The following is a 19,988-nucleotide window of genomic DNA, read 5'->3' on the forward strand; positions in this document are numbered from 1 at the left end:
ACATCGTTTCAATCTGCGCAAATCTGCGTCATCTGCGGATCAAAGCCGTCACCTGTGCGAACCGATCTTTTCGCGCCAGCCCGGATACAGCTTGTCGGCATCCTTGGGGAAGGACTCGAAGGCGCGGGCGAATTCCTTGTGCTCCCTGGCGTACTGGATCGGATCGGCGCCGGCCTTCCAGCACTCGTAGGCCTGGCGCAGCGACTTGGCGCCGGCGGCCGGGCTGTCGATGTGGCCGTAGGCGCCGCCACCGGCGGTATTGATCACGTTGCCGTGGCCGAGGTTCTCGAAGAAGCCGGGCAGGCGCAGCGCATTCATGCCGCCGGAGATGATCGGCGTGGTGGCCTTGATGCCGTCCCACTTCTGGAAATAGACCGGGCCCTGGCACTCGTCGCGTTCGATCATGTAGGCGATGATCTTGTCGTCGCCCTCGCCTTCCATCTTGCCGTAGCCCATGGTGCCGACGTGGATGCCGGAAGCGCCTTGCAGGCGCGACATCTTGGCCAGCACGAAGGCCGTGTAGCCGCGCTTGGCGGACGGCGAGGTGATCATGCCGTGGCCGGCGCGGTGGTAGTGCAGGAACTGCGCCGGGTACTGGCGCCGGGCGGTGGTGACCATGCCGGGGCCGCCGACGAAACCGTCGACCAGGAAGGCCAGCTTGTCGGCGTCTGGACCGAAGGTTTCCAGCGCGAAATCGGCGCGGGCGCACATTTCGTAGTGGTCGTCGGCGGTGATGTTCATCGAGAACAGCTTGGCCTCGCCGGTCTCGTCCATGGCGCGCTTCATCGCGTCATAGACCAGCGGCAGCGTTTTCTTGATCGGGGCGAAAACCTGGTTGCCCTGCGGCTCGTCGTTCTTGATGAAATCGCCACCCAGCCAGAACTGGTAGGCCGCGGCCGCGAAAGGCTCGGGACGCAGGCCGAGCTTGGGCTTGATGATGGTGCCGGCGATGTAGCCGCCGTCCTTGACCGGGCGGCCGAGAATGCGCCACATCTCTTCGATATTGGTGGCCGGGCCGTCGAACTGGCGCACGACTTCGGGCGGCATGAAGAAGTCGATCATCTTGGCGTGGGCGATGTCGCCCATGCCCTGGTTGTTGCCGATCACCAAGGTCAGGAAGGAGACCAGCATGAAACGGCCGTCGATCACGTTGCGGTCGAACAGCTCCAGCGGATAGGCAATCCGCATGTCTTCGGTGGCTTCGTCGATGTAATACACCAGGGCGTCCACGCCCTTGGTGAAATCGTCGGTGGTGGAGACTTCGACGTTGGTGCCGGTCGAAGATTCGGCGGCGAAGTGGGCGGCGGCTTCCAGGTAGCCGATGCCGTCCTTCGGCTTCATCTTGTAGGCGACCAGGATGTGCCGGCCGCCCCTGATCAGGTCCTCTTCCTTGAGGCTCAGGTCGGCGTAGCGATTCGATTGGTCCATTCGGTTCTCCTCATTCTCGGCGTAGTGAAGTATTGCATTCGTGGGTGGCTTCAGGAGACATCTTAGTCAGCCTCAACCATAACTAACAGTCACGTCTGTTTATCATTACCATCATTTTTTACTGATGAACTCCTGATGCCAGGTACTTAGCAGCTCAAGGTCGACCATGGCCTTTCCATGCATGTTGCCGCAGCGCACGACGCTGGGCCAACCCGGTTCGCCAAGGTCGGAGAGCACCGCGACCGCGCCCGAAAAGTCATGGCCATGGCTGTATTCGCTCTCGGTCACCAGTGTCGCCAAACCGGCACCCAAGCTGGCCTTGAGGCCGTTGGCCGAATCCTCCAGGGCAAGGCAGGCCGCTGCCGGCAAGCGCAGTTCTTCCAGCACCCAGCGGTAAATGTCCGGCGCCGGTTTTTTCGCCGGCACCACGTCCCCGGCGCCGATGGCCTCGAACCAGGACACGGCGTCCGGCGCCAGGCTGGCGCGCAGCAGCGTGGTGACATTCTCGGGCGTGGTGGTCGTGGCGATGGCCAGGCGCAGCCCGGCGTCGCGCGCCGCCTCGATCAGGCGGCGCACCCCCGGCAGCAGCGGAATGCCGCCGGCCTCCAGCAGCGCCAGGTAATGGCGCGTCTTGGCCGCGTGCAGGAATTTGATCCGCGCCTCGGCATCCGGCTGCCGCAGGAACTCGCGATCATGGCCTTCGGCATAGAAGCGCATGCGCTCCTTGCCGCCGGTAACCGCCAGCAATTCGCCGTAGAGCGTCGCGTCCCAGTGCCAGTCCAGGCCGGCTTCGGCAAAGGCCGCGTTGAAGGCGGGGCGATGGCCGTCGCGTTCGGTATCGGCCAGCGTGCCGTCCACATCAAAAATCAGGGCTTCCAGCATGAAGCGCAGCATAGCCGTCAACTACCCATAAGCGATAGTCATGCTTTCTTATGGCGGTGATAAGATGATCCGAGCGCAGTTGCGTCATCATTGTTGCGTCATTGTCGCGTCATGCACCCGGTCCCGGAAGGTCCCTGTCGATGAAGAACATCACCCTGCGTCAGCTCAAGATATTCGAGGCCGTTGCGCGCCATCTTTCGTTTTCGCGCGCGGCCGAAGAACTCCACCTGACCCAGCCTGCCGTTTCGATGCAAGTGCAGGCGCTGGAAGACCAGGCCGGCTTGCCGCTGACCGAACAGGCAGGAAAAAAGGTGCGCCTCACCGCCGCCGGCGAAGAAGTGGCGCGTCAGGCACGGCGCATCGCCGAGCAACTGCGCGAAGCCGGGGAAGCATTGGCCGCGCTGAAGGGCGTCGAAGCCGGACGCCTGAAGATCGGTGTGGTCAGCACCGCCAAATACTTTGCGCCGTCGTTGCTGGCCGAATTTCGCCGGCGTCATCCGGGTGTCGAACTGCAGCTCACGGTCAACAACCGGGGCACCATCGTGCGCCACCTGGCCGAGAACGACATCGACCTGGCGATCATGGGTACGCCGCCGGCCGAGTTCGAAACCGTGGCGAAGATCTTCGCCGAGCACCCGCTGGTCTTCATTGCCGCGCCCGGCCACCGCCTGGCGGACAAGCGACGCATCGACCCGCAGCGGCTGGCGGAGGAAACCCTGCTGATCCGCGAGCCCGGTTCGGGCACGCGCGGCGCGCTGGAACGCTTCCTCGAGGAGCATCATGTGACAGCCGGCACACGCATGGAACTGGGCAGCAACGAGACGATCAAGCAGGCCGTCATGGCCGGCCTCGGCCTGTCCTTCATTTCGGAACACACCATTGGCCTCGAACGCTCGGTCGGCCGCCTGGTCGAGCTCAACGTCGCCGGTTCGCCGGTGAGGCGTCAGTGGCGCCTGGTCTATCGCACGGACAAACGCCTGATGCCGGCCGCAACCGCCTTTGTACAATTCATGGACAGCGAAGGTTCGCGCCTGATCGAGGCGCAGGTCGGCAAGCCGAAACCCACGGTCGCCGAACCCGCCTCGCGTGGCGGCGAACGCCGGGCGCCGAAGAAGCCGCCCCCAGCGTAAGTATCGATGTGCGGTAAAAATGCGCCTGCTGACCTCGATCAGCAATGGAATATGCCCCGGAGGATGCCGACAGATGAACCAGACCGTTCCCACCCAGCAATCGCAGCTCAACGCGCTGCAGGACCGACTCGATTTTGCGAAGAAGCTGCAGGCCCTGTCGACCCGAATCCACGCGACCGACAATATTTCGCAGATCATGCTCGACCTGGCGCCGGAAATTTGTGCGCTGTTCCAGTGCGAGCGCCTGACCCTCTACGTGCTCAACAAGGAACAAGGCACCCTGATCTCCAAGGTAAAAACGGGCATCGACTCGGACAAGGATCTGGTCTTGCCGATCAGTCGGCAGAGCATCGCCGGCTATGTCGCGCTGACACGCAGCACCGTGCGCATCAACAATCTCGACGACCCCGTGGAACTGCACGACATCGACCCGGAATTGCGCTTCTTCAATGATGTCGACCGCGCCACCGGCTTCAAGTCGAAGCAGATGCTCGTGGCGCCCTTGTTGCAGGGGATAGCCAAGGAACTGGTCGGCGTACTGCAACTGATCAACCATTGGGGCGACGGGCGCTTCGACAGCATCGCCGAGGAAGGTTTGGAGACCCTGACGGCCACCCTGGCGCTGGCATTCTTCCAGCGCATCAGGACCGGCGCCTTGCTGCCCAAGCGCTATGAAGTCCTGGCCCTCCAGGGAGTGATTTCAGCACCTGAGCTGGAACTGGCCCAGCGCTGGGCACAACGCAAGAACAAGGATCTGGAACAGGTGCTGGTGGAAGATTTTCAGGTGCCGCTGTCCGCGATGGGTAGCGCCCTGGCCAAGCAGGCGAATCTCGCTTATCAGCCCTATGACGCCGGCTGGCGCCCGAACCCGGAACTGGTGAAAAGGCTGAGCCGGGCCACCTGTCAGCAGTATCAATGGTTGCCCCGGTCGCAAGAGCAGAACCTGTTGGTGGTGGTCACGACCGACCCGGACAATCGCATCGGCAACGACAACCTGCATCGAAGCTTTCCCTACAACGAGATCCTGCTGCGCTACACCACGCGGACCGAATTCGACAAGATGCTGGAGAAATACTTCCCGACGGTGAAGTGAAGCGGCAGGCATGCCCGATTGCCGGCCCGGTTGCAGAACCGGGAGTGCCGGGCCGGTGCGGCGCGCGGCCTATTTCCCGGGCGGGATCGACCAGAGCGTCGCCGTTACCCCGAACGGAGTGATGAAGGCCTTGACGTGATAGCCGCCGACGGTGAGTCGTTTACCGCCCTCGGGCAAGGCGCTCATGAAAATATCCGTAATCTGGTCTTCAGAGAGCGTGGTCGTGCCGGCGGCATGCCAGAGCCTGACATGGCCGCAATTGTCGCGATCGAGCAGCAGGGCCTTGTCGTTCCTGGCGGCAGGCAGGCGAATGGTCACGCCGTCGCTGTTCTCGTAGGCGCGGGCAGGGCCGAAGCTGGTCGGAATTTCGTCGCCGCCGCCGGGCTTCGCGGCCGCCTCGAGCGTCATGACCTCCTCGTCGGACAGCTGGCTTTCTCCCTCGGTGTGCCAGACCGTAAAACCGCCTCCCGGCCGCAACTGGATCAGCAGCACGTTATCGTTCGCCCAGCCTGATGTCACCAGCATCAGTGCGGCGGCAAACAGCAGGATTCTCATGGAGTTCGCCACTTGATCGAGCAACCGATGCCGGCGATCTGCTGTGCGGGACCGGTGCCGCTCAAGGCGACCTGCCGCATCGCCTCGAACAAGTCGCGCCGGGGCCGCCCGTCGGCGCCTCCGGCCGCGGTTTCCTTGCGCGACTCGTCGAGCCGGCCGCGGTACTGCAGTTCCAAGCGATCGTTGTAGCCGAAGAAATCCGGGGTGCACACGGCGCCGTAGGCTTTCGCCACTTCCTGCGACTGGTCCAGCACATAAGGGAAGGGGAACGCCAGATCGCGCGCAAGCTGCACCATGTTGTCCCAAGAGTCCTCCGGGTAATCGATCGGGTCATTGCTCATGACGGCGATGCTGCCGACGCCCAGCGCGGCCAGTTCCCGCGTGTCATCGACGATGCGGCGGATCACCGCCTTGACATAGGGACAGTGATTGCAGATGAACATGACCAGCAGGCCCTTGGGGCCGCGCGCGCTGGCCAGGCTGTGACGCCGGCCGTCGACCCCGGGCAGCTCGAAGTCGATGGCCGGACGACCGAAGTCGCAGACCGGCGGCGAAAGACTGACCATACCCTGGCTCCAAAAATTGGTGATAATCGCTGCATGATACCGAGATTTTTCTGCCCCTTCCCGCTCCACCCCGGCGCCACGGTCGAGCTTGCCGCCGAAACGGCCCACCACGCGCTGAAGGTCTTGAGAGTTGGCGCTGGCGACACGGCGACGCTGTTCGACGGGCGCGGCGGGCAATGGCGGGCCACACTCAACCCGGCCGGCAAGAGCTTGCGCGCGACACTCGAGGAGTTCGACGCCAGCGACTGCGAGCCGCCGCTGGCGCTGACGCTGGTGCAGGCGCTGGCGGCCAGCGACAAGATGGATTTCGTGGTGCAGAAGGCCGTCGAACTCGGCGTGCGGCACATCCAGCCGGTGGCGGCGAAGCGCAGCCTGATCCGGCTTGCGGGCGAACGCGCCGAGCGCCGCGTCGAGCACTGGCGCAACGTCGCCATCGCCGCGTGCGAGCAATGCGGGCGCAACCGCGTTCCCAGCGTAGCGCCGATTCTTGATCTGCCGCAATATCTTGGCCTCGCAGCGCAGGACAATGCGATACGCTTCGTCTGCGCGCCGGGGGCCACCGGGTCTCTGCGCGACTTGGCCGCACCCGCGCTACCGGTCAGTCTGCTGGTCGGCCCGGAAGGCGGCTTCGAGGAAGGCGAATTGTTGGCGGCGCGGGCGGCCGGCTTCGAGCCCATCGGCTTGGGGCCGCGCATACTGCGCACCGAAACCGCCGGACTTGGCGCCGTGGCGGCAATGATGGCACTTTGGGGAGACTGGTGATGTTCGAATCTGCGGAAATCGGTCACAAGATCGACAAGGACACTTACAAGAAGGCCGTACCGGAACTGCGCGCAGCCCTGCTCGACGCCCAGTTCGACCTTAAGGAAAACGGCAAGATCCCGGTGATCGTGCTGGTCAGCGGCCAGGACGGCGCCGGCAAGGGCGAAACCATCAACATCCTTTACGAGTGGATGGATCCGCGCTTCATCTCGACGCTGGCGTTTTCGGCGCCGACCGACGAAGAGCGCACGCGGCCCTTCATGTGGCGCTACTGGCGGGCGCTGCCGCCCAAGGGTCGGGTCGGCATCTTCGCCGGTTCATGGTATTCGAGCCCGATTCACGACCGCCTCGAAGGCGGCATGAGCAAGGCGGACGTGGATGCGCGCATCGACCAGATCAACCGCTTCGAGGCCATGCTGGTCAACGAAGGTGCGCTGGTACTGAAGTTCTGGTTCCACCTGACCAAGGATGGCCAGAAACGTCGCCTGAAGACACTGGAAAAGAACCCGCAGACGGCCTGGCGCGTCACCAAATGGAACTGGGAGCGCCTGAAGACCTATGACAAATTGCAGGACGTGGTCGGCCATGTGCTGCGCATGACCAACACGCCCTGGGCGCCCTGGATCATCATCGAAGGCGAGGACGACCGCTATCGCTCGCTGATGACCGGCAAGATCCTGCTCGATGCGATCCGCCACCGCCTGGACAATGCCGGCATGCAGACCACGCCGGTGGCGCCGCCGATCCGGGTGAGCATCGACGGCCGCAATGTGCTCTCGGAACTCAACCTGAAGAGAAGCCTGACCGACAAGGAATACGACGAGCAACTGGCGAAGTGGCAGGGCAAGCTGTCGGAACTGGTGCGCGACTCGCGCTTCAAGGGCCGTTCGCTGATCTGCGCCTTCGAGGGCGCGGATGCCGCCGGCAAGGGCGGCGCGATCCGCCGCATCGCCGCGTCCATGGATGCGCGCGACTACCAGATCGTGCCGATCGCGGCGCCGACCGAGGAAGAGCGCGCGCAGCCTTACATGTGGCGTTTCTGGCGCCACATCCCGCGCAACGGCCGGGTGGCGATCTTCGACCGCACCTGGTATGGCCGCGTGCTGGTCGAGCGCGTCGAGGGATACTGCGCCGAGGCCGACTGGCTGCGTGCCTATTCGGAGATCAACGACTTCGAACACGAACTGTCCGAAGCCGGCGCCATCGTCTGCAAGTTCTGGCTGCAGGTCAGCCAGGAAGAGCAGCTGAAGCGTTTCAAGGAGCGCGAGAAGATCGAGTTCAAGCGCTTCAAGATCACCGAGGAAGACTGGCGCAACCGCGAGAAATGGGATGCCTACCAGCAGGCGATCTGCGACATGGTCGATCGCACCAGCACCGGCACCGCGCCGTGGACCCTGGTCGAAGCCAATGACAAGGGCTACGCCCGGGTCAAGATCATGCGCACCCTCTGCGAAAGACTGGAAGCCGAACTGGAAGGCAAGGCGATCCCGACCGCGAAGCCCGAAAAGCCGTCCAAGAAGGACAAGAAGGCGAGCAAGGAGGCCGCCAAGGCTGCGCCGGCGGCGGTCAAGGCCGCAGCGCCGGTGCCGAAACCGGCACGGCCCAAGGCGCCGCCCGCTCCCAGAAAAGCCGCGCCGAAACAAGTCACGCCCAAGAAAGGCAAATCCGCCACATGAGCCTGGAAATCCGTAGCAGCCAGCCCGACACCGACGCCCGCCTGGTCGCCTGGGTGCGCCAGGCGGCGCCTTACATCCACGCCTTTCGCGGCCGCACCTTCGTCATCGCCTTCGGCGGCGAAGTGCTCGAAGCGGGCGCCGCGCAGGCACTGATCCACGACATCGCACTGCTCGACAGCATGGGCATCCGCCTGGTGCTGGTGCATGGCGCGCGGCCGCAGATCGATGCCGAAATGCACGCACGCGGCCTGACGCCGAAGTTCCACAAGGGTTTGCGCGTCACCGACGCGGAGGCGCTGGAGTGCGTCAAGCGCGCCATGGGCGTGACGCGCATCGAGATCGAGGCCCTGCTCTCGCAAGGCCTGCCCAACACACCGATGGCCGGCGCCTTCCTGCGCGTCACCGGCGGCAACTTCATCACCGCGCGTCCGGTCGGGGTCGTCGACGGCATCGACTTCCAATACACGGGCGCGATCCGCAAGGTCATCGCCGAAGAAATCCAGGCCGACCTGGCACAGGAAAACGTGGTGCTGATCACCCCGATCGGCGCCTCACCGACTGGTGAAATCTTCAATCTGGCCTGGGAAGAAGCCGCCGAAGCCGTTGCCGTGGCGGTCAAGGCCGACAAGCTGATCTACCTGTGCGACGCGCCGGGACTGGTCAATCCCAAGGGCGCACTGATCGACGCCCTGACCGCCGACGAAGCGCAGAAACTTGCCACCAAGCACTTGTCGGCACAAGCGCCCGAAATCGCCCGGGTCCTGCCCAGCGCCATCCGCGCCTGTCGCGCCGGGATCGGTCGCGTGCATTTCCTCGACCGCCAGGCCGACGGTGCAATGCTGATGGAATTTTTCACGCGCGACGGTGTCGGCACCGTGATGACCAGCGTTCCGCTGGCGCAACTGCGCGACGCCACGATCGACGACGTCGGCGCGATTCTGGGCCTGATCGAACCGCTGGAGGCCGACGGCACGCTGGTAAAGCGCGGGCGCGAACGCCTGGAAATGGAAATCACGCGCTTCTCGGTGGTGGAGCACGACGGCGTGATCGTCGGTTGCGCCGCGCTCTATCCCTTCTCCACCGAGAAATCGGCCGAACTGGCCTGCCTCGCCGTGGTGCCGGACTTTCGCCGCAGCGGCTACGGCGATCAGTTGCGCAACCACATCGAGGCGCGTGCCCGGAAGATGAAGCTCAAGCGCCTGTTCGTGCTGACCACCCGCACCGCGCACTGGTTCATCGAACGCGGCTTCGTCGAGGCCGGCGTCGACGAACTGCCCGCCGCGCGCCGCGAACTCTACAACCTGCAGCGCCGTTCGAAGGTACTCGTGAAGTCCCTGTAGCTGTCGGCACAAGGTAAACTGGGCGCCTTCTTGTAGTCTTTGCGAAAGGAAACACTGTGGCACGCATGGTCAATTGCATCAAGCTGGGACGCGAGGCCGAAGGCCTCGACCTGCCACCCATGCCCGGCGAAATGGGCAGGAAACTGTACGAAAACGTTTCCAAGGAAGCATGGCAGCAATGGATCAAACTGCAGACGATGATCATCAACGAGAACCGTCTGAGCCTGGCCGACGCCCAGCACAGGAAGTATCTGGCCGAGCAGGTGCAGAAGCACTTTTTCGGCGACGGGGCAGACCAGGTCGGCGGCTACGTGCCACCCGCGAAATAACCGTGGGCCGAAGACAGTAAGATTCGCGGCGCCTGGCGCCGGCGAGCTTCTGTCAGCGGTCCGCTGTCATCTCGAGGCGACTTCCTTTTCCATGGCCTCGAGACCGATGTGGCGCACATCGCGCCCCTTGACCAGATAGACCACGTACTCTGAAATATTCTTCGCGTGGTCGCCGATGCGCTCGATGGAGCGGGCGACGAACAGCAGATCGAGCGAACTGGAAATGGTGCGCGGATCTTCCATCATGAAGGTGATCAGCTGGCGCATCGCGGCCTTGAAGCCCGCATCGACTTCACGGTCCTGACGCACCACTTCGGCCGAGGCATTGACGTCGAGCCGGGCAAACGCATCGAGGGCCTTGCGCAGCATGGCCACGGCAATATCCGCCGGCGGACGCAAATTGACACGCGGCACGACGCGGGAGTCGCCGCCATGGATGTCGCGCGCCATCTTCGCGATCTTTTTCGCCTCGTCGCCGATGCGCTCGAGATCGGTGATGGTCTTGACCACGGTCATGATCATGCGCAGATCGACCGCCGCCGGCTGACGCCGGGCGATGACGTTGTTGCAGGCCTCGTCGAGTTCGACTTCGTGCCGATTGACCTGGCGATCATTGGCGATCACCTGGTCGATCAGCGCCATGTCGCCCGATTCCAGCCCGTCCATGGCGCGCAGCAGTTGCTGTTCGACCAGGCCGCCCATCGCCAGAACGCGCGTGCGCAAGCCCTCGAGATCGGCATCGAAGCGCCGGCTGATGTGTTCCTGGTTCATGGCGTCACCTTTTCGTCCAATGCCGACACTATAACGAACGCGCGTGAAGGAATTATTTCAGCGCAGCGCGTCGGCGTAAAAGCTCTGCACGCCCTCGGCGGTGGCCAGCAACAGGACATCCGCACCACGCTGGGCGAACAGTCCGTTGGTGACGACGCCGACGATCTGGTTGATGCGCGTCTCGAGGCCGACCGGGTCGGTGATGGCCAGGCCATGCACATCGAGGATCAGGTTGCCGTTGTCGGTCACCATGCCTTCACGCAGTTTCGGCGTGCCGCCGAGTTTCGCCAGCTCGCGGCCGACGTAGGCACTCGCCATGGGGATTACTTCCACCGGCAGCGGAAATCTGCCCATGGTCTGTACCCGCTTCGAAGCGTCGCAGATGCAGACGAAGGTGCCCGCCACGGCGGCGACGATCTTCTCGCGGGTCAGCGCGCCGCCGCCGCCCTTGACCATGGCCATGCTGCCGTCGATCTCGTCGGCGCCATCGACATAAATGCCCATGGCGTCGATGTCGTTGAGATCGAGCACGCGTATGCCATGGCCGGCCAGGCGCTGCGCCGTCGCTTCGGAACTCGCCACGGCGCCACCGAGCCGGTCCTTGATCGCGGCAATCTCGTCGATGAAAAAATTCGCCGTGGAGCCGGTGCCGACCCCGAGGATTTCGCCGACCGGCAAGCGGTCAGCCACGTAGTCACGCGCCGCACGGGCGACGGCCTGTTTCAATTCATCTTGTGTCATAAGATCCTTCAGGAAATACGGGTGAATTCGATCCGGTCATAGTCCGGCCCTCGGTCGAGCAGGGATTCTAGCCGCAGCCGCCAACGCCCGACTTCGCTGCGCACGTCAACCTCGATCTGGTCGACAAAGGCTCCCGCCGGCAAAATCAACTCCCTGCCCTCCTGGCTGACGATGATGGCGTCCGACCAGCCATGGCCGCCGCCATCGGCCGCGCGGGTCCAGGCGCTTTCCTCGCCGACCGGTTTGGCCAGGGCGCAAATCGACGGCCAGGCCAGGGTTTCAACGCCGACGCTGGGGCGATTCGCGGCGTCGCGGCCGATGCGGCGGACCAGGCCCAGGCGCCAATCCATGCCCTCGGCCTCGCGCAGACAGATCAGCAAGCCGATGCGATGGCGCGGCAACACGGCCGGCATCACGGCGCCGAGCCCCGTCGCGCTGGCATCCACCTGGGTCCAGTTTTCCATCTGGGCCTGGTCGCCGCCGGTTTCCAGCCGGCGCAGAATCTCGAGCGGCGTCTTCGCTGCTGCCGGTTCCTTCGCCGCAACTGTTTCCGTTTTCAATCCGGCGTCTTCCGGCGCGACGGTGCCGAAGCGCGTTTCATCGAAGAGCCGCAGCACATCCTCGCCTTCATACTCGAAACTGCGGCCCATGCGGGCAAATTGTGCCGATGCGATCATGCGCCGGGCAAGGCCGAAACCGAGCACCACGCGCAATTCGCCGGGCTGGCTGACGCGATCGTTGCCGCGCGTGGGCGGCGCCTGCGCCCAGTGGTTCATCAGGATCAGGATGGTGCTTTCGATCTGCTCGCGGCTGGCGGGAACGTGAGCCAGCCATTCGGGCGCCTCGTTCGGCTTTTTCACCTGGGCTGCAAGACGCAGCACGGCGCCGCGCAGCTTGCGCACCGAACAATAGCGGATGCTGCTGCCGCCCGGATCGCCCTGCTTCAGCCGCTGCGGTCCCAGCGCCGCGGCCAGGTCGATGCGATCGGTGCTCAACTCGTTGGGCTGCGACATCAGGTCGAGGCCGTCGGTGGCGCGCAGGAAGCCCTCGGCGAATTCGAGTTGCTGCGGCACCACGTTGCCGACCAGCACGAATTCGAGGTACAGCCCGATCAGGTACTCGCCCAGCGGCGTCGATGCGGCCTCGTTGCGATAGGGCACGACGCTGGTTTTCAGCAGGCCCAGCCGATTCAGCACCTGCAGCAGGTCGTGGGCTTCCTGCCACAGTTCCGCTCCCGGCGTGCGGTAGCGGAAGCGCTGCAGCTTCTTGCGCAAGGCCCAGGCCATCAGCGCGCGCGCGGCGCAGCGGGCGGTGCGCACTTTGTCGTCGTCCGTCGCGAGTTCGATCGAGGTGTTCAGAAAGGAGCGGTAGCTACGGAACTGGTGGGCGGCATGGGTATCCAGCGCCGACCAGACCGAATCCGCCAGGTATTCGCGTTCCCCGATCGACAGATAGCGCGTGAGCAATTGCACCACGCTGGGCCGGGAAAACTGGTCCAGCCGGGCCAGCGCCCGCAGCGCCAGCTTGGGGCCGATTTCGGCGACCGTGGCATCGAGCCCGGCCAGCGACTCATCGACGTCGAACAGCAGGCGCCGCGGATCGGACTGCGGAATGTCGGCCATCAGCGCGTTCAGACTCGCGTCTGAAGCCCATGGATGGTCCGACGTCTTTTTTTCCTGGAATCGTGAGAGGAACTTGTTGAACACAGTTCCGGGAGTGTACCCGGATCAGCTCATTTTTTACGCATCGGCGGCAGGTCGGTGCAGCTGCCATGCGCCACTTCGGCAGCCATGCCTATGGTCTCGCCCAGAGTCGGATGCGGGTGGATGGTCTTGCCGACATCCACTGCGTCGGCGCCCATTTCGATCGCCAACGCAATCTCTCCGATCATGTCGCCGGCATTGGGACCGACGATGCTGCCGCCGATCACGCGATGAGTTTCTTCGTCGAACACCAGCTTGGTGAAGCCGTACTCGGCGCCATTGGCGATCGCGCGGCCGGACGCTGCCCAAGGGAATTTGGCGACGCTGACCTTGCGTCCCGACCTCGAAGCCTCATCTTCGCCGACGCCGACCCAGGCCACCTCGGGATGGGTATAGGCGACGCCCGGAATCACCGTCGCGTCGAAATGGCTCTTCTGGCCCGCCGCGGCTTCGGCCGCGACGTGCGCCTCATGCACCGCCTTGTGCGCCAGCATGGGCTGGCCGACGATGTCGCCGATGGCGTAAATGTGCGGGATATTGGTGCGCATCTGGCTATCGACCGGGATGAAGCCGCGCTCGTTCACCGCCACACCGGCCTTGTCGGCGTCGATCTTCTTGCCGTTGGGCGCGCGCCCGGCGGATTGCAGGATCATGTCGTAGCGCTGCGCCTCGGCCGGCGCCTGAGTTTGCCCATCTGCGCCCTCGAACTTGACCCAGAGGCCGTCCGGCTTGGCGTCGACGGCAACGGTCCTGGTCTTGAGCATGATCTTGTCGAAGCGCTTGGCGTTCTGCTTTTCCCAGACCTTGACCAGGTCGCGATCCGGCCCCTGCATCAGGCCGTCGAGCATCTCGACGACCTCGACTTTGGAACCCAGCGTCGAATACACGGTGGCCATTTCGAGGCCGATGATGCCGCCGCCGATGACCAGCATTCTCTTCGGCATGAAGCGCAGTTCCAGCGCGCCGGTCGAATCGACGATGCGCGGATCCTTCGGTATGAAGGGCAGATGGAAGGCCGCACTGCCGGCGGCGATGATGCATTTCTGGAAACGGACCACCTTCCTGGCGCCGGTCTTGTCCTGGGACGTGCCCGTGGTTTCCTCGACCTCCAGGTGATTCGCATCGAGGAAGTGGCCATAGCCGCGCACGGTTTCCACCTTGCGCGCCTTGGCCATGCCGGACAGGCCGCCGGTGAGCTTGGCAACTACTTTTTCCTTGTGCGCGCGCAGCCGGTCGATATCGACCTTGGGCGCGGCGAAACTGACGCCGAGATCGGCGGCATGGTCCGCTTCCTCCATCACCGCGGCGACATGCAGCAGCGCCTTCGATGGAATGCAGCCGACATTGAGGCAGACGCCGCCCAAAGTCGCGTAGCGCTCGACGATGACGGTCTTCATGCCGAGGTCGGCAGCACGGAAGGCCGCCGAATAGCCACCGGGCCCGGCGCCGAGCACCAGCATTTCGCATTCGAGGTCGGCCTTGCCGGCGAATTTGCCAACGGCGCCTCCAGCAAGCGGCGCTGCCATGGGCACGGCGGCGGGAGCCGGTGGCGCCGCCGGCGCCTTGGCCACGGCGGCCACGGCGGGAGCAGGCGCCGTAGCGCCAGCGCCAACTTTCACGACGGCCACCAGCGTGCCTTCCGCCACCTTGTCGCCGACCTTGAGCTTCAACTCCATCACCACGCCCGAGATCGGCGAAGGCACATCCATGGTCGCCTTGTCGGATTCCAGCGTGACCAGCGAGTCTTCGGCCTTGACCACGTCGCCGACTTTGACCAGCACTTCGATGACCGGTACATCCTTGAAGTCGCCGATGTCGGGAACTTTCACTTCAACGATGTCACTCATTGGGCTTTCCTTCCAGTTTGAACTCATGGACCACGATCGGCGGCCCCGACGAGGTATCGAATTCGATGCCGGCGGCGACGCCGGCTTCGGCAATTTGCGCCGCCGACAGTGCGCTGTCGTAGAGCGCATGCATCGCGCCGAGCGCGAAGCTGCGGCCGGAACCGGCGGCCCAGACCCGGTCGAACTCGAACACCTCGCGGTACGAATAGACGCCGTAGATGCCGGTGGTATTGGCGATCAGCGCCGTGATCTGCGAACTCTCGTAGGGATCGTCCTCGTCTTCCTTGGTATTCAGGAAGGCGTGTTCCTTGAGGATGGGGTGCAGGCGGCGGAAGGTTTCATAGACTTCCATGCGCGTGCCGAGGCGGATCTCCTCCAGCTTCGAAAACGCCGAGAGCAGCACCAGATGGTGGGCCGAGGAGCCGCAGATGCCGATCTTCGAGCCGGCGATGTCGAGGATCTTGTCGTGCTCGCCCTTGTAGCTGCGCGCCAGGCGGGTATCGCCGAAGGTGGTGAGGCCGTCGGCGGCAATCGCGACTTTGTCGCCCTTCTTGACTACGGTCAGCGTGGTCATAGCATGCTTCTCCGCATGTCGGCCAGGAGCTGCGCCAGATAGACGTTGAAGCGCGTCGCCAGTGCACCGTCGATGACGCGGTGATCGGCCGTCAGCGACAGCGGCAGGTTCAGGCGCGGCACGAATTGCTTGCCGTCCCAGACTGGCTTCATCGCCGATTTGCTGACGCCGAGGATCGCCACTTCCGGCGCATTCACAATGGGCGCAAAGCCGGTGCCGCCGATGCCGCCGACGCTGGAAATGGTGAAGCAAGCGCCCTGCATGTCGGCCGGCTTGAGCTTGCCCTCCCGCGCCTGCTTGGCCAGTTCGCCGGTCTCCCGCGCCAGTTCGAAGACGCCCTTGCTGTCGGCATTCTTGATCACCGGCACCATCAGGCCGTTCGGCGTATCGGCGGCAAAGCCGATGTTGAAATATTTCTTCAACACCAGATTGTCACCGTCGATCGACGAATTGAACTCGGGGTATTTCTGCATGGCCTTGACACAGGCCTTGATCAGGAAGGCGAGCATGGTCAGCTTGGCCGCCGATTTGTCGCCGCCCTTCTCGTTTTCCTTGTTGATCTCGACGCGAAAGGCTTCGAGGTCGGTGATGTCGGCGTCCTCGTGATAAGTCACGGCCGGGATCATGATCCAGTTGCGCGACAGGTTGGCGCCGGAAATCTTCTTGATGCGCGACAGCGGCTGCACCTCGATGGCGCCGAATTTCGCGAAGTCGATCTTCGGCCACGGCAGCAAATCCAATCCACCCAAACTCGCAACGCCCGAACCTGAAGCAGGCGCGGCAGCGGGTGCCGCCGCGGCGCCGACCACGCCTTTGACCCAGGCCTGGACATCGCTTTGCATGATGCGTCCCTTGGGCCCGCTGCCCGGCACCTTGGCGATGTCGACGCCCAGCTCGCGCGCAAAGCGACGCACCGACGGGCTGGCATGGGCCGCATGGCCGGACAGCCGGTCCACCGGCGAGAGCATGGCGACACGGGGGGGCGCGGCGATCAGGTCGGCGTCGCCGGGCCGATAGTCGGCGCCGACTGCGGCGGCAGACGTGCTTGCGGGAACCGCCGCCGGACTCGCCGGCGGCGCCGCGACGGCCGCGGCGGCCGCCGTCGGTGCCGTAGCGGCAGTGATCGCCGTGGCGTCAGCGCCAACTGTTACCAAGGCCAGCAACACGCCTTCGGCGACCTTGTCGCCGACCTTGACCTTCAATTCGCTGACGACACCGGAAACCGGCGACGGAATGTCCATGGTCGCCTTGTCCGATTCGAGCGTCATCAGCGAATCCTCGGCCTTGACCGAGTCGCCGACCTTGACCAGCAACTCGATGATGGGCACTTCCTTGAAGTCGCCGATGTCGGGAACCTTGACTTCGACCACGGACGTCCTGCCGACAGCGGCTGCGGCCGGCGCAGAAGCCGCTGCGGGAACCGGTGCCGCCACGGGTGCCGGCGCCGTGGCGTCAGCACCAACTTTACCGGCCGCGGCGGCGACTTCGATCAATGCCACCAGCGTGCCTTCGGCCACCTTGTCGCCGATCTTCAGCTTGAGTTCGGTGACCACGCCCGAAACCGGCGAAGGCACATCCATGGTCGCCTTGTCGGACTCCAGCGTGACCAGCGAATCCTCGGCCTTGACCGTATCACCGACCTTGACCAGCAGTTCGATCACCGGCACGTCCTTGAAGTCGCCGATGTCCGGTACTTTCACTTCGACTATGCTCATGGCTTACACCTTCACCGGATTGGGCTTGTTCGGATCGAGGCCGTATTTCTTTATCGCTTCGGCCACTTTCTCCCGCTTCAAGGCACCGTCCTCGGCCAACGCCGAGAGCGCCGCGACGGTGATCCAGTAGCGATCCACCTCGAAGAAATGCCGCAGCTTTTCGCGCGTGTCCGAGCGGCCGAAGCCATCGGTACCCAGCACCGTGTAGTGGCGCGGCACCAGGGCGCGGATCTGCTCGGCGAAGACGCGGACGTAGTCGGTCGCGGCGACGATTGGCCCGCGCGTCTCCGCCAGGCAGGCGGCGACATGCGCCACGCGCTGCTTCTCGGTCGGATGCAGCAGGTTCCAGCGCGCGCAGTCCTGGCCGTCGCGCGCCAGCTCGTTGAAGCTGGGGCAGGACCAGAGATCGGCCTCGACGCCCCAGTCCTTCTTCAGCAGATCGGCGGCGGCGATGGCTTCCATGAAGATGGTGCCCGAGCCCAGCAGCTGCACGCGCGGTCCGTTGGAGGCGGCACCCTTCCTGAACTGGTACATGCCCTTGATGATGTCCGGCGCGGCATCGGTCGGCATCGCCGGGTGCTCGTAGTTCTCGTTCATCACCGTCAGGTAATAGAACACGTCCTCCTGCTCGGTGACCATGCGGCGCAGGCCGTCCTGCATGATCACCGCGACCTCGTAGGCGAAGGTCGGATCGTAGGAAACGCAGTTCGGCACGGTGCCGGCAAGAACCTGCGAATGGCCGTCCTCGTGCTGCAGGCCCTCGCCGTTCAGCGTGGTGCGCCCGGCCGTGCCGCCGACCAGGAAGCCCCGCGCGCGCTGGTCGCCGGCGGCCCAGACCAAGTCCATGGTGCGCTGCATGCCGAACATCGAATAGCAGACATAGACCGGAATCATCTGCACGCCGTGCGTCGAGTAGCTGGTGCCGGCGGCGATCCAGTCGGCCATCGCGCCGGCTTCGTTGATGCCTTCCTGGAGGATCTGGCCGTCCTTCTTTTCCTTGTAGAACATCATCTGGTCGGCGTCCTGCGGCACGTAGTTCTGGCCGTCCTGGTTCCAGATGCCGATCTGGCGGAACAGGCCTTCCATGCCGAAGGTGCGCGACTCGTCGACCACGATCGGCACCACGCGGCGGCCGATGATCTTGTCCTTGAGCATGACGTTGAGGCCGCGCACGAAGGACATCGTAGTGGAGAACTGGCGCCCCTCGCCGCCCGCCTTGAGCAGCGCGTCGAAGGCCGCCAGCGGCGGCACCGGCAGGGACTCGGCCTTGCGTCGGCGCGCGGGCGAATAGCCGCCCAGCGCCATGCGCCGCTCGCGCATGTAATTGAGTTCCTTCGAGCCCTCGGGGAAGGTCAGGTAGGGCAGTTTGTCCAGGTCGGCGTCCTTCACCGGCAGCTTGAAACGGTCGCGGAAGGCCTTGACCGAGGTGGTGCCCATTTTCTTCTGCTGGTGGGTGATGTTCTGCGCTTCGCCGGCTTCGCCCATGCCGTAGCCCTTGATGGTCTTGGCCAGGATCACGGTCGGCTGGCCGGTGTGCGCCACGGCAGCGGCATAGGCGGCGTAGACCTTGTGCGGATCGTGGCCGCCGCGATTGAGGCGCCAGATGTCGTCGTCGGACCAGGTCGACACCAGCTTCAACAGTTCCGGGTACTTGCCGAAGAAATGCTCGCGCACATAGGCGCCGTCGCGCGATTTGAAGGTCTGGTAATCGCCATCGACGCATTCCATCATGCGCTTCTGCAGCAGGCCGGTCTTGTCCTGCGCCAGCAGCGGATCCCAGTAGCTGCCCCAGATCACCTTGATCACGTTCCAGCCGGCGCCGCGAAAATCGGATTCCAGTTCCTGGATGATCTTGCCGTTGCCGCGCACCGGCCCATCGAGCCGCTGCAGGTTGCAGTTGATGACGAAAATCAGGTTGTCGAGGCGCTCGCGCCCGGCCATGCCGATGGCGCCCATCGACTCGGGTTCGTCCATCTCGCCGTCGCCCATGAAGGCCCACACCTTGCGGTTGTCGGTGGGGATCATCTCGCGGTGCTGCATGTATTTCATGAAGCGCGCCTGGTAGATCGCCTGCAAGGGGCCGAGCCCCATCGACACCGTGGGGAACTGCCAGAAATCCGGCATCAGCCAGGGATGCGGATAGGAGGACAGGCCCTTGCCGTCGACTTCGCGGCGGAAGTTGTCCATCTGCTCCTCGGTCAGGCGGCCGAGCATGAAGGCGCGCGCATAGGTGCCCGGCGCCGAATGGCCCTGCGACAGCACCAAGTCGCCGCCGTGCGTGTCGGAGGGCGCATGCCAGAAGTGGTTGAAGCCGATGTCATAGAGCGTGGCCGCCGAAGCATAGCTGGCAATGTGGCCGCCGAGGCCCGAATCGTCCTTGTTGGCCCGCAGCACCATGACCAGCGCGTTCCAGCGCGCGTAATTGCGGATGGTCTGTTCCAGCTCGTAGTCGCCCGGCGTGACCGGCTGCTGGTCGGGAGGGATGGTGTTGGTGTATTCGGTATTGGCGCTGTAGGGCATGTTGATGCCCGTCTGGTGACCCAGCGCAATCAGTTGTTCGAGCAGGAAATGCGCGCGCTCGGGGCCTTCCTGGGCGATCACCGCCTCCAGCGCATCAAGCCATTCACGGGTTTCCTGCGGATCGGCGTCGGAGGACGCGAGTTGGGGGGCAGCCATGACAACTCCTCGTACTGTGTTATTGGAGTCCGCGGCACCTCATCGCAACGGACTGTCTTGGTCGCGGCCGCTTCGCCTGGCGCCGATCAAGCCGGCGTTAGCCTGCACTGAAGCTCCGCTTTGTTGCTCAAAGCATAGACCTAGTTTCACTGCTGTCCGGCTAAATCGCGAACAGATTCAATTGGTTGTTGATGATACTG

At 64.2% G+C, this 19,988-nt stretch carries 17 protein-coding genes; 6 read left to right on the forward strand and 11 right to left on the reverse strand.

Annotated features, from left to right (window positions below; all coding sequences use genetic code 11):
- Positions 1 to 48: 48 nt before the first annotated feature.
- Both RMO95_RS15975 and RMO95_RS15980 read right to left on the reverse strand, forming a co-directional pair.
- Entirely contained in the window at positions 49 to 1,428 is a 1,380-nt protein-coding gene (locus tag RMO95_RS15975) for a ribulose-bisphosphate carboxylase (protein ID WP_310451639.1), read from the reverse strand.
- Between the two features lie 111 nt (positions 1,429 to 1,539).
- Positions 1,540 to 2,322: an HAD-IA family hydrolase gene (locus tag RMO95_RS15980; RefSeq protein WP_310451640.1), complete on the reverse strand. Its 783-nt coding sequence runs from the start codon at positions 2,320 to 2,322 to the stop codon at positions 1,540 to 1,542.
- Positions 2,323 to 2,450: 128 nt separating this feature from the next.
- Here RMO95_RS15980 and RMO95_RS15985 point away from each other — a divergent pair, with 128 nt between their 5' ends.
- Positions 2,451 to 3,440, forward strand: coding sequence for a LysR family transcriptional regulator (locus tag RMO95_RS15985; RefSeq protein WP_310451641.1), 990 nt, complete (start codon positions 2,451 to 2,453; stop codon positions 3,438 to 3,440).
- Positions 3,441 to 3,513: 73 nt separating this feature from the next.
- On the forward strand, positions 3,514 to 4,533 hold the full coding sequence (locus RMO95_RS15990; RefSeq protein ID WP_310451642.1) for a GAF domain-containing protein: 1,020 nt from the start codon (positions 3,514 to 3,516) through the stop codon (positions 4,531 to 4,533).
- A gap of 69 nt (positions 4,534 to 4,602) precedes the next feature.
- On the opposite strand, the gene RMO95_RS15995 is transcribed toward RMO95_RS15990, so the two are convergent.
- On the reverse strand, positions 4,603 to 5,088 hold the full coding sequence (locus tag RMO95_RS15995; RefSeq protein ID WP_310451643.1) for a hypothetical protein: 486 nt from the start codon (positions 5,086 to 5,088) through the stop codon (positions 4,603 to 4,605).
- Positions 5,085 to 5,654: a thioredoxin family protein gene (locus RMO95_RS16000; RefSeq protein ID WP_310451644.1), complete on the reverse strand. Its 570-nt coding sequence runs from the start codon at positions 5,652 to 5,654 to the stop codon at positions 5,085 to 5,087. Before RMO95_RS16000 ends, RMO95_RS15995 begins: the two co-directional genes overlap by 4 nt.
- Before the next feature lie 33 nt (positions 5,655 to 5,687).
- On the opposite strand from RMO95_RS16000, the gene RMO95_RS16005 reads away from it, so the two are divergent.
- The 4 genes from RMO95_RS16005 to RMO95_RS16020 are packed head-to-tail and all read left to right on the forward strand — an operon-like array spanning position 5,688 to position 9,761.
- Complete coding sequence (locus RMO95_RS16005; protein ID WP_310451645.1) at positions 5,688 to 6,416, forward strand: 16S rRNA (uracil(1498)-N(3))-methyltransferase; 729 nt, start codon at positions 5,688 to 5,690, stop codon at positions 6,414 to 6,416.
- Positions 6,416 to 8,092 carry a polyphosphate:AMP phosphotransferase gene (gene pap, locus RMO95_RS16010; protein WP_310451646.1) on the forward strand — a complete coding sequence of 559 codons (1,677 nt, stop codon included), beginning with the start codon at positions 6,416 to 6,418 and terminating at the stop codon, positions 8,090 to 8,092. The genes RMO95_RS16005 and pap overlap by 1 nt, the downstream gene beginning before the upstream one ends.
- Positions 8,089 to 9,432 carry an amino-acid N-acetyltransferase gene (gene argA / locus RMO95_RS16015; protein WP_310451647.1) on the forward strand — a complete coding sequence of 448 codons (1,344 nt, stop codon included), beginning with the start codon at positions 8,089 to 8,091 and terminating at the stop codon, positions 9,430 to 9,432. Before pap ends, argA begins: the two co-directional genes overlap by 4 nt.
- 56 nt (positions 9,433 to 9,488) lie before the next feature.
- Positions 9,489 to 9,761 carry an oxidative damage protection protein gene (locus RMO95_RS16020; protein ID WP_310451648.1) on the forward strand — a complete coding sequence of 91 codons (273 nt, stop codon included), beginning with the start codon at positions 9,489 to 9,491 and terminating at the stop codon, positions 9,759 to 9,761.
- A gap of 66 nt (positions 9,762 to 9,827) precedes the next feature.
- Here RMO95_RS16020 and phoU read toward each other — a convergent pair whose 3' ends face one another.
- From phoU to aceE, 7 genes are all read right to left on the reverse strand, one after another.
- Positions 9,828 to 10,532, reverse strand: coding sequence for a phosphate signaling complex protein PhoU (gene phoU, locus RMO95_RS16025; protein WP_310451649.1), 705 nt, complete (start codon positions 10,530 to 10,532; stop codon positions 9,828 to 9,830).
- Positions 10,533 to 10,589: 57 nt separating this feature from the next.
- Positions 10,590 to 11,273, reverse strand: a complete 684-nt coding sequence (gene rpiA, locus RMO95_RS16030; RefSeq protein ID WP_310451650.1) for a ribose-5-phosphate isomerase RpiA — start codon at positions 11,271 to 11,273, stop codon at positions 10,590 to 10,592.
- Between the two features lie 8 nt (positions 11,274 to 11,281).
- On the reverse strand, positions 11,282 to 12,895 hold the full coding sequence (locus tag RMO95_RS16035) for a hypothetical protein (RefSeq protein WP_310451651.1): 1,614 nt from the start codon (positions 12,893 to 12,895) through the stop codon (positions 11,282 to 11,284).
- 110 nt (positions 12,896 to 13,005) lie between these two features.
- Positions 13,006 to 14,823, reverse strand: coding sequence for a dihydrolipoyl dehydrogenase (lpdA, locus tag RMO95_RS16040; RefSeq protein ID WP_310451652.1), 1,818 nt, complete (start codon positions 14,821 to 14,823; stop codon positions 13,006 to 13,008).
- Complete coding sequence (locus RMO95_RS16045) at positions 14,816 to 15,397, reverse strand: MFS transporter (RefSeq protein WP_310451653.1); 582 nt, start codon at positions 15,395 to 15,397, stop codon at positions 14,816 to 14,818. The genes lpdA and RMO95_RS16045 overlap by 8 nt, the downstream gene beginning before the upstream one ends.
- On the reverse strand, positions 15,394 to 17,112 hold the full coding sequence (gene aceF, locus RMO95_RS16050) for a dihydrolipoyllysine-residue acetyltransferase (RefSeq protein WP_310451654.1): 1,719 nt from the start codon (positions 17,110 to 17,112) through the stop codon (positions 15,394 to 15,396). Before aceF ends, RMO95_RS16045 begins: the two co-directional genes overlap by 4 nt.
- 3 nt (positions 17,113 to 17,115) lie before the next feature.
- Positions 17,116 to 19,788 (reverse strand): pyruvate dehydrogenase (acetyl-transferring), homodimeric type, encoded by a 2,673-nt coding sequence (gene aceE, locus RMO95_RS16055; protein ID WP_310451655.1) that lies wholly within the window; start codon positions 19,786 to 19,788, stop codon positions 17,116 to 17,118.
- Positions 19,789 to 19,988: the final 200 nt, after the last annotated feature.

The organism is Sulfuritalea sp. (assembly GCF_031426875.1).
Lineage (GTDB): Bacteria > Pseudomonadota > Gammaproteobacteria > Burkholderiales > Rhodocyclaceae > Sulfuritalea.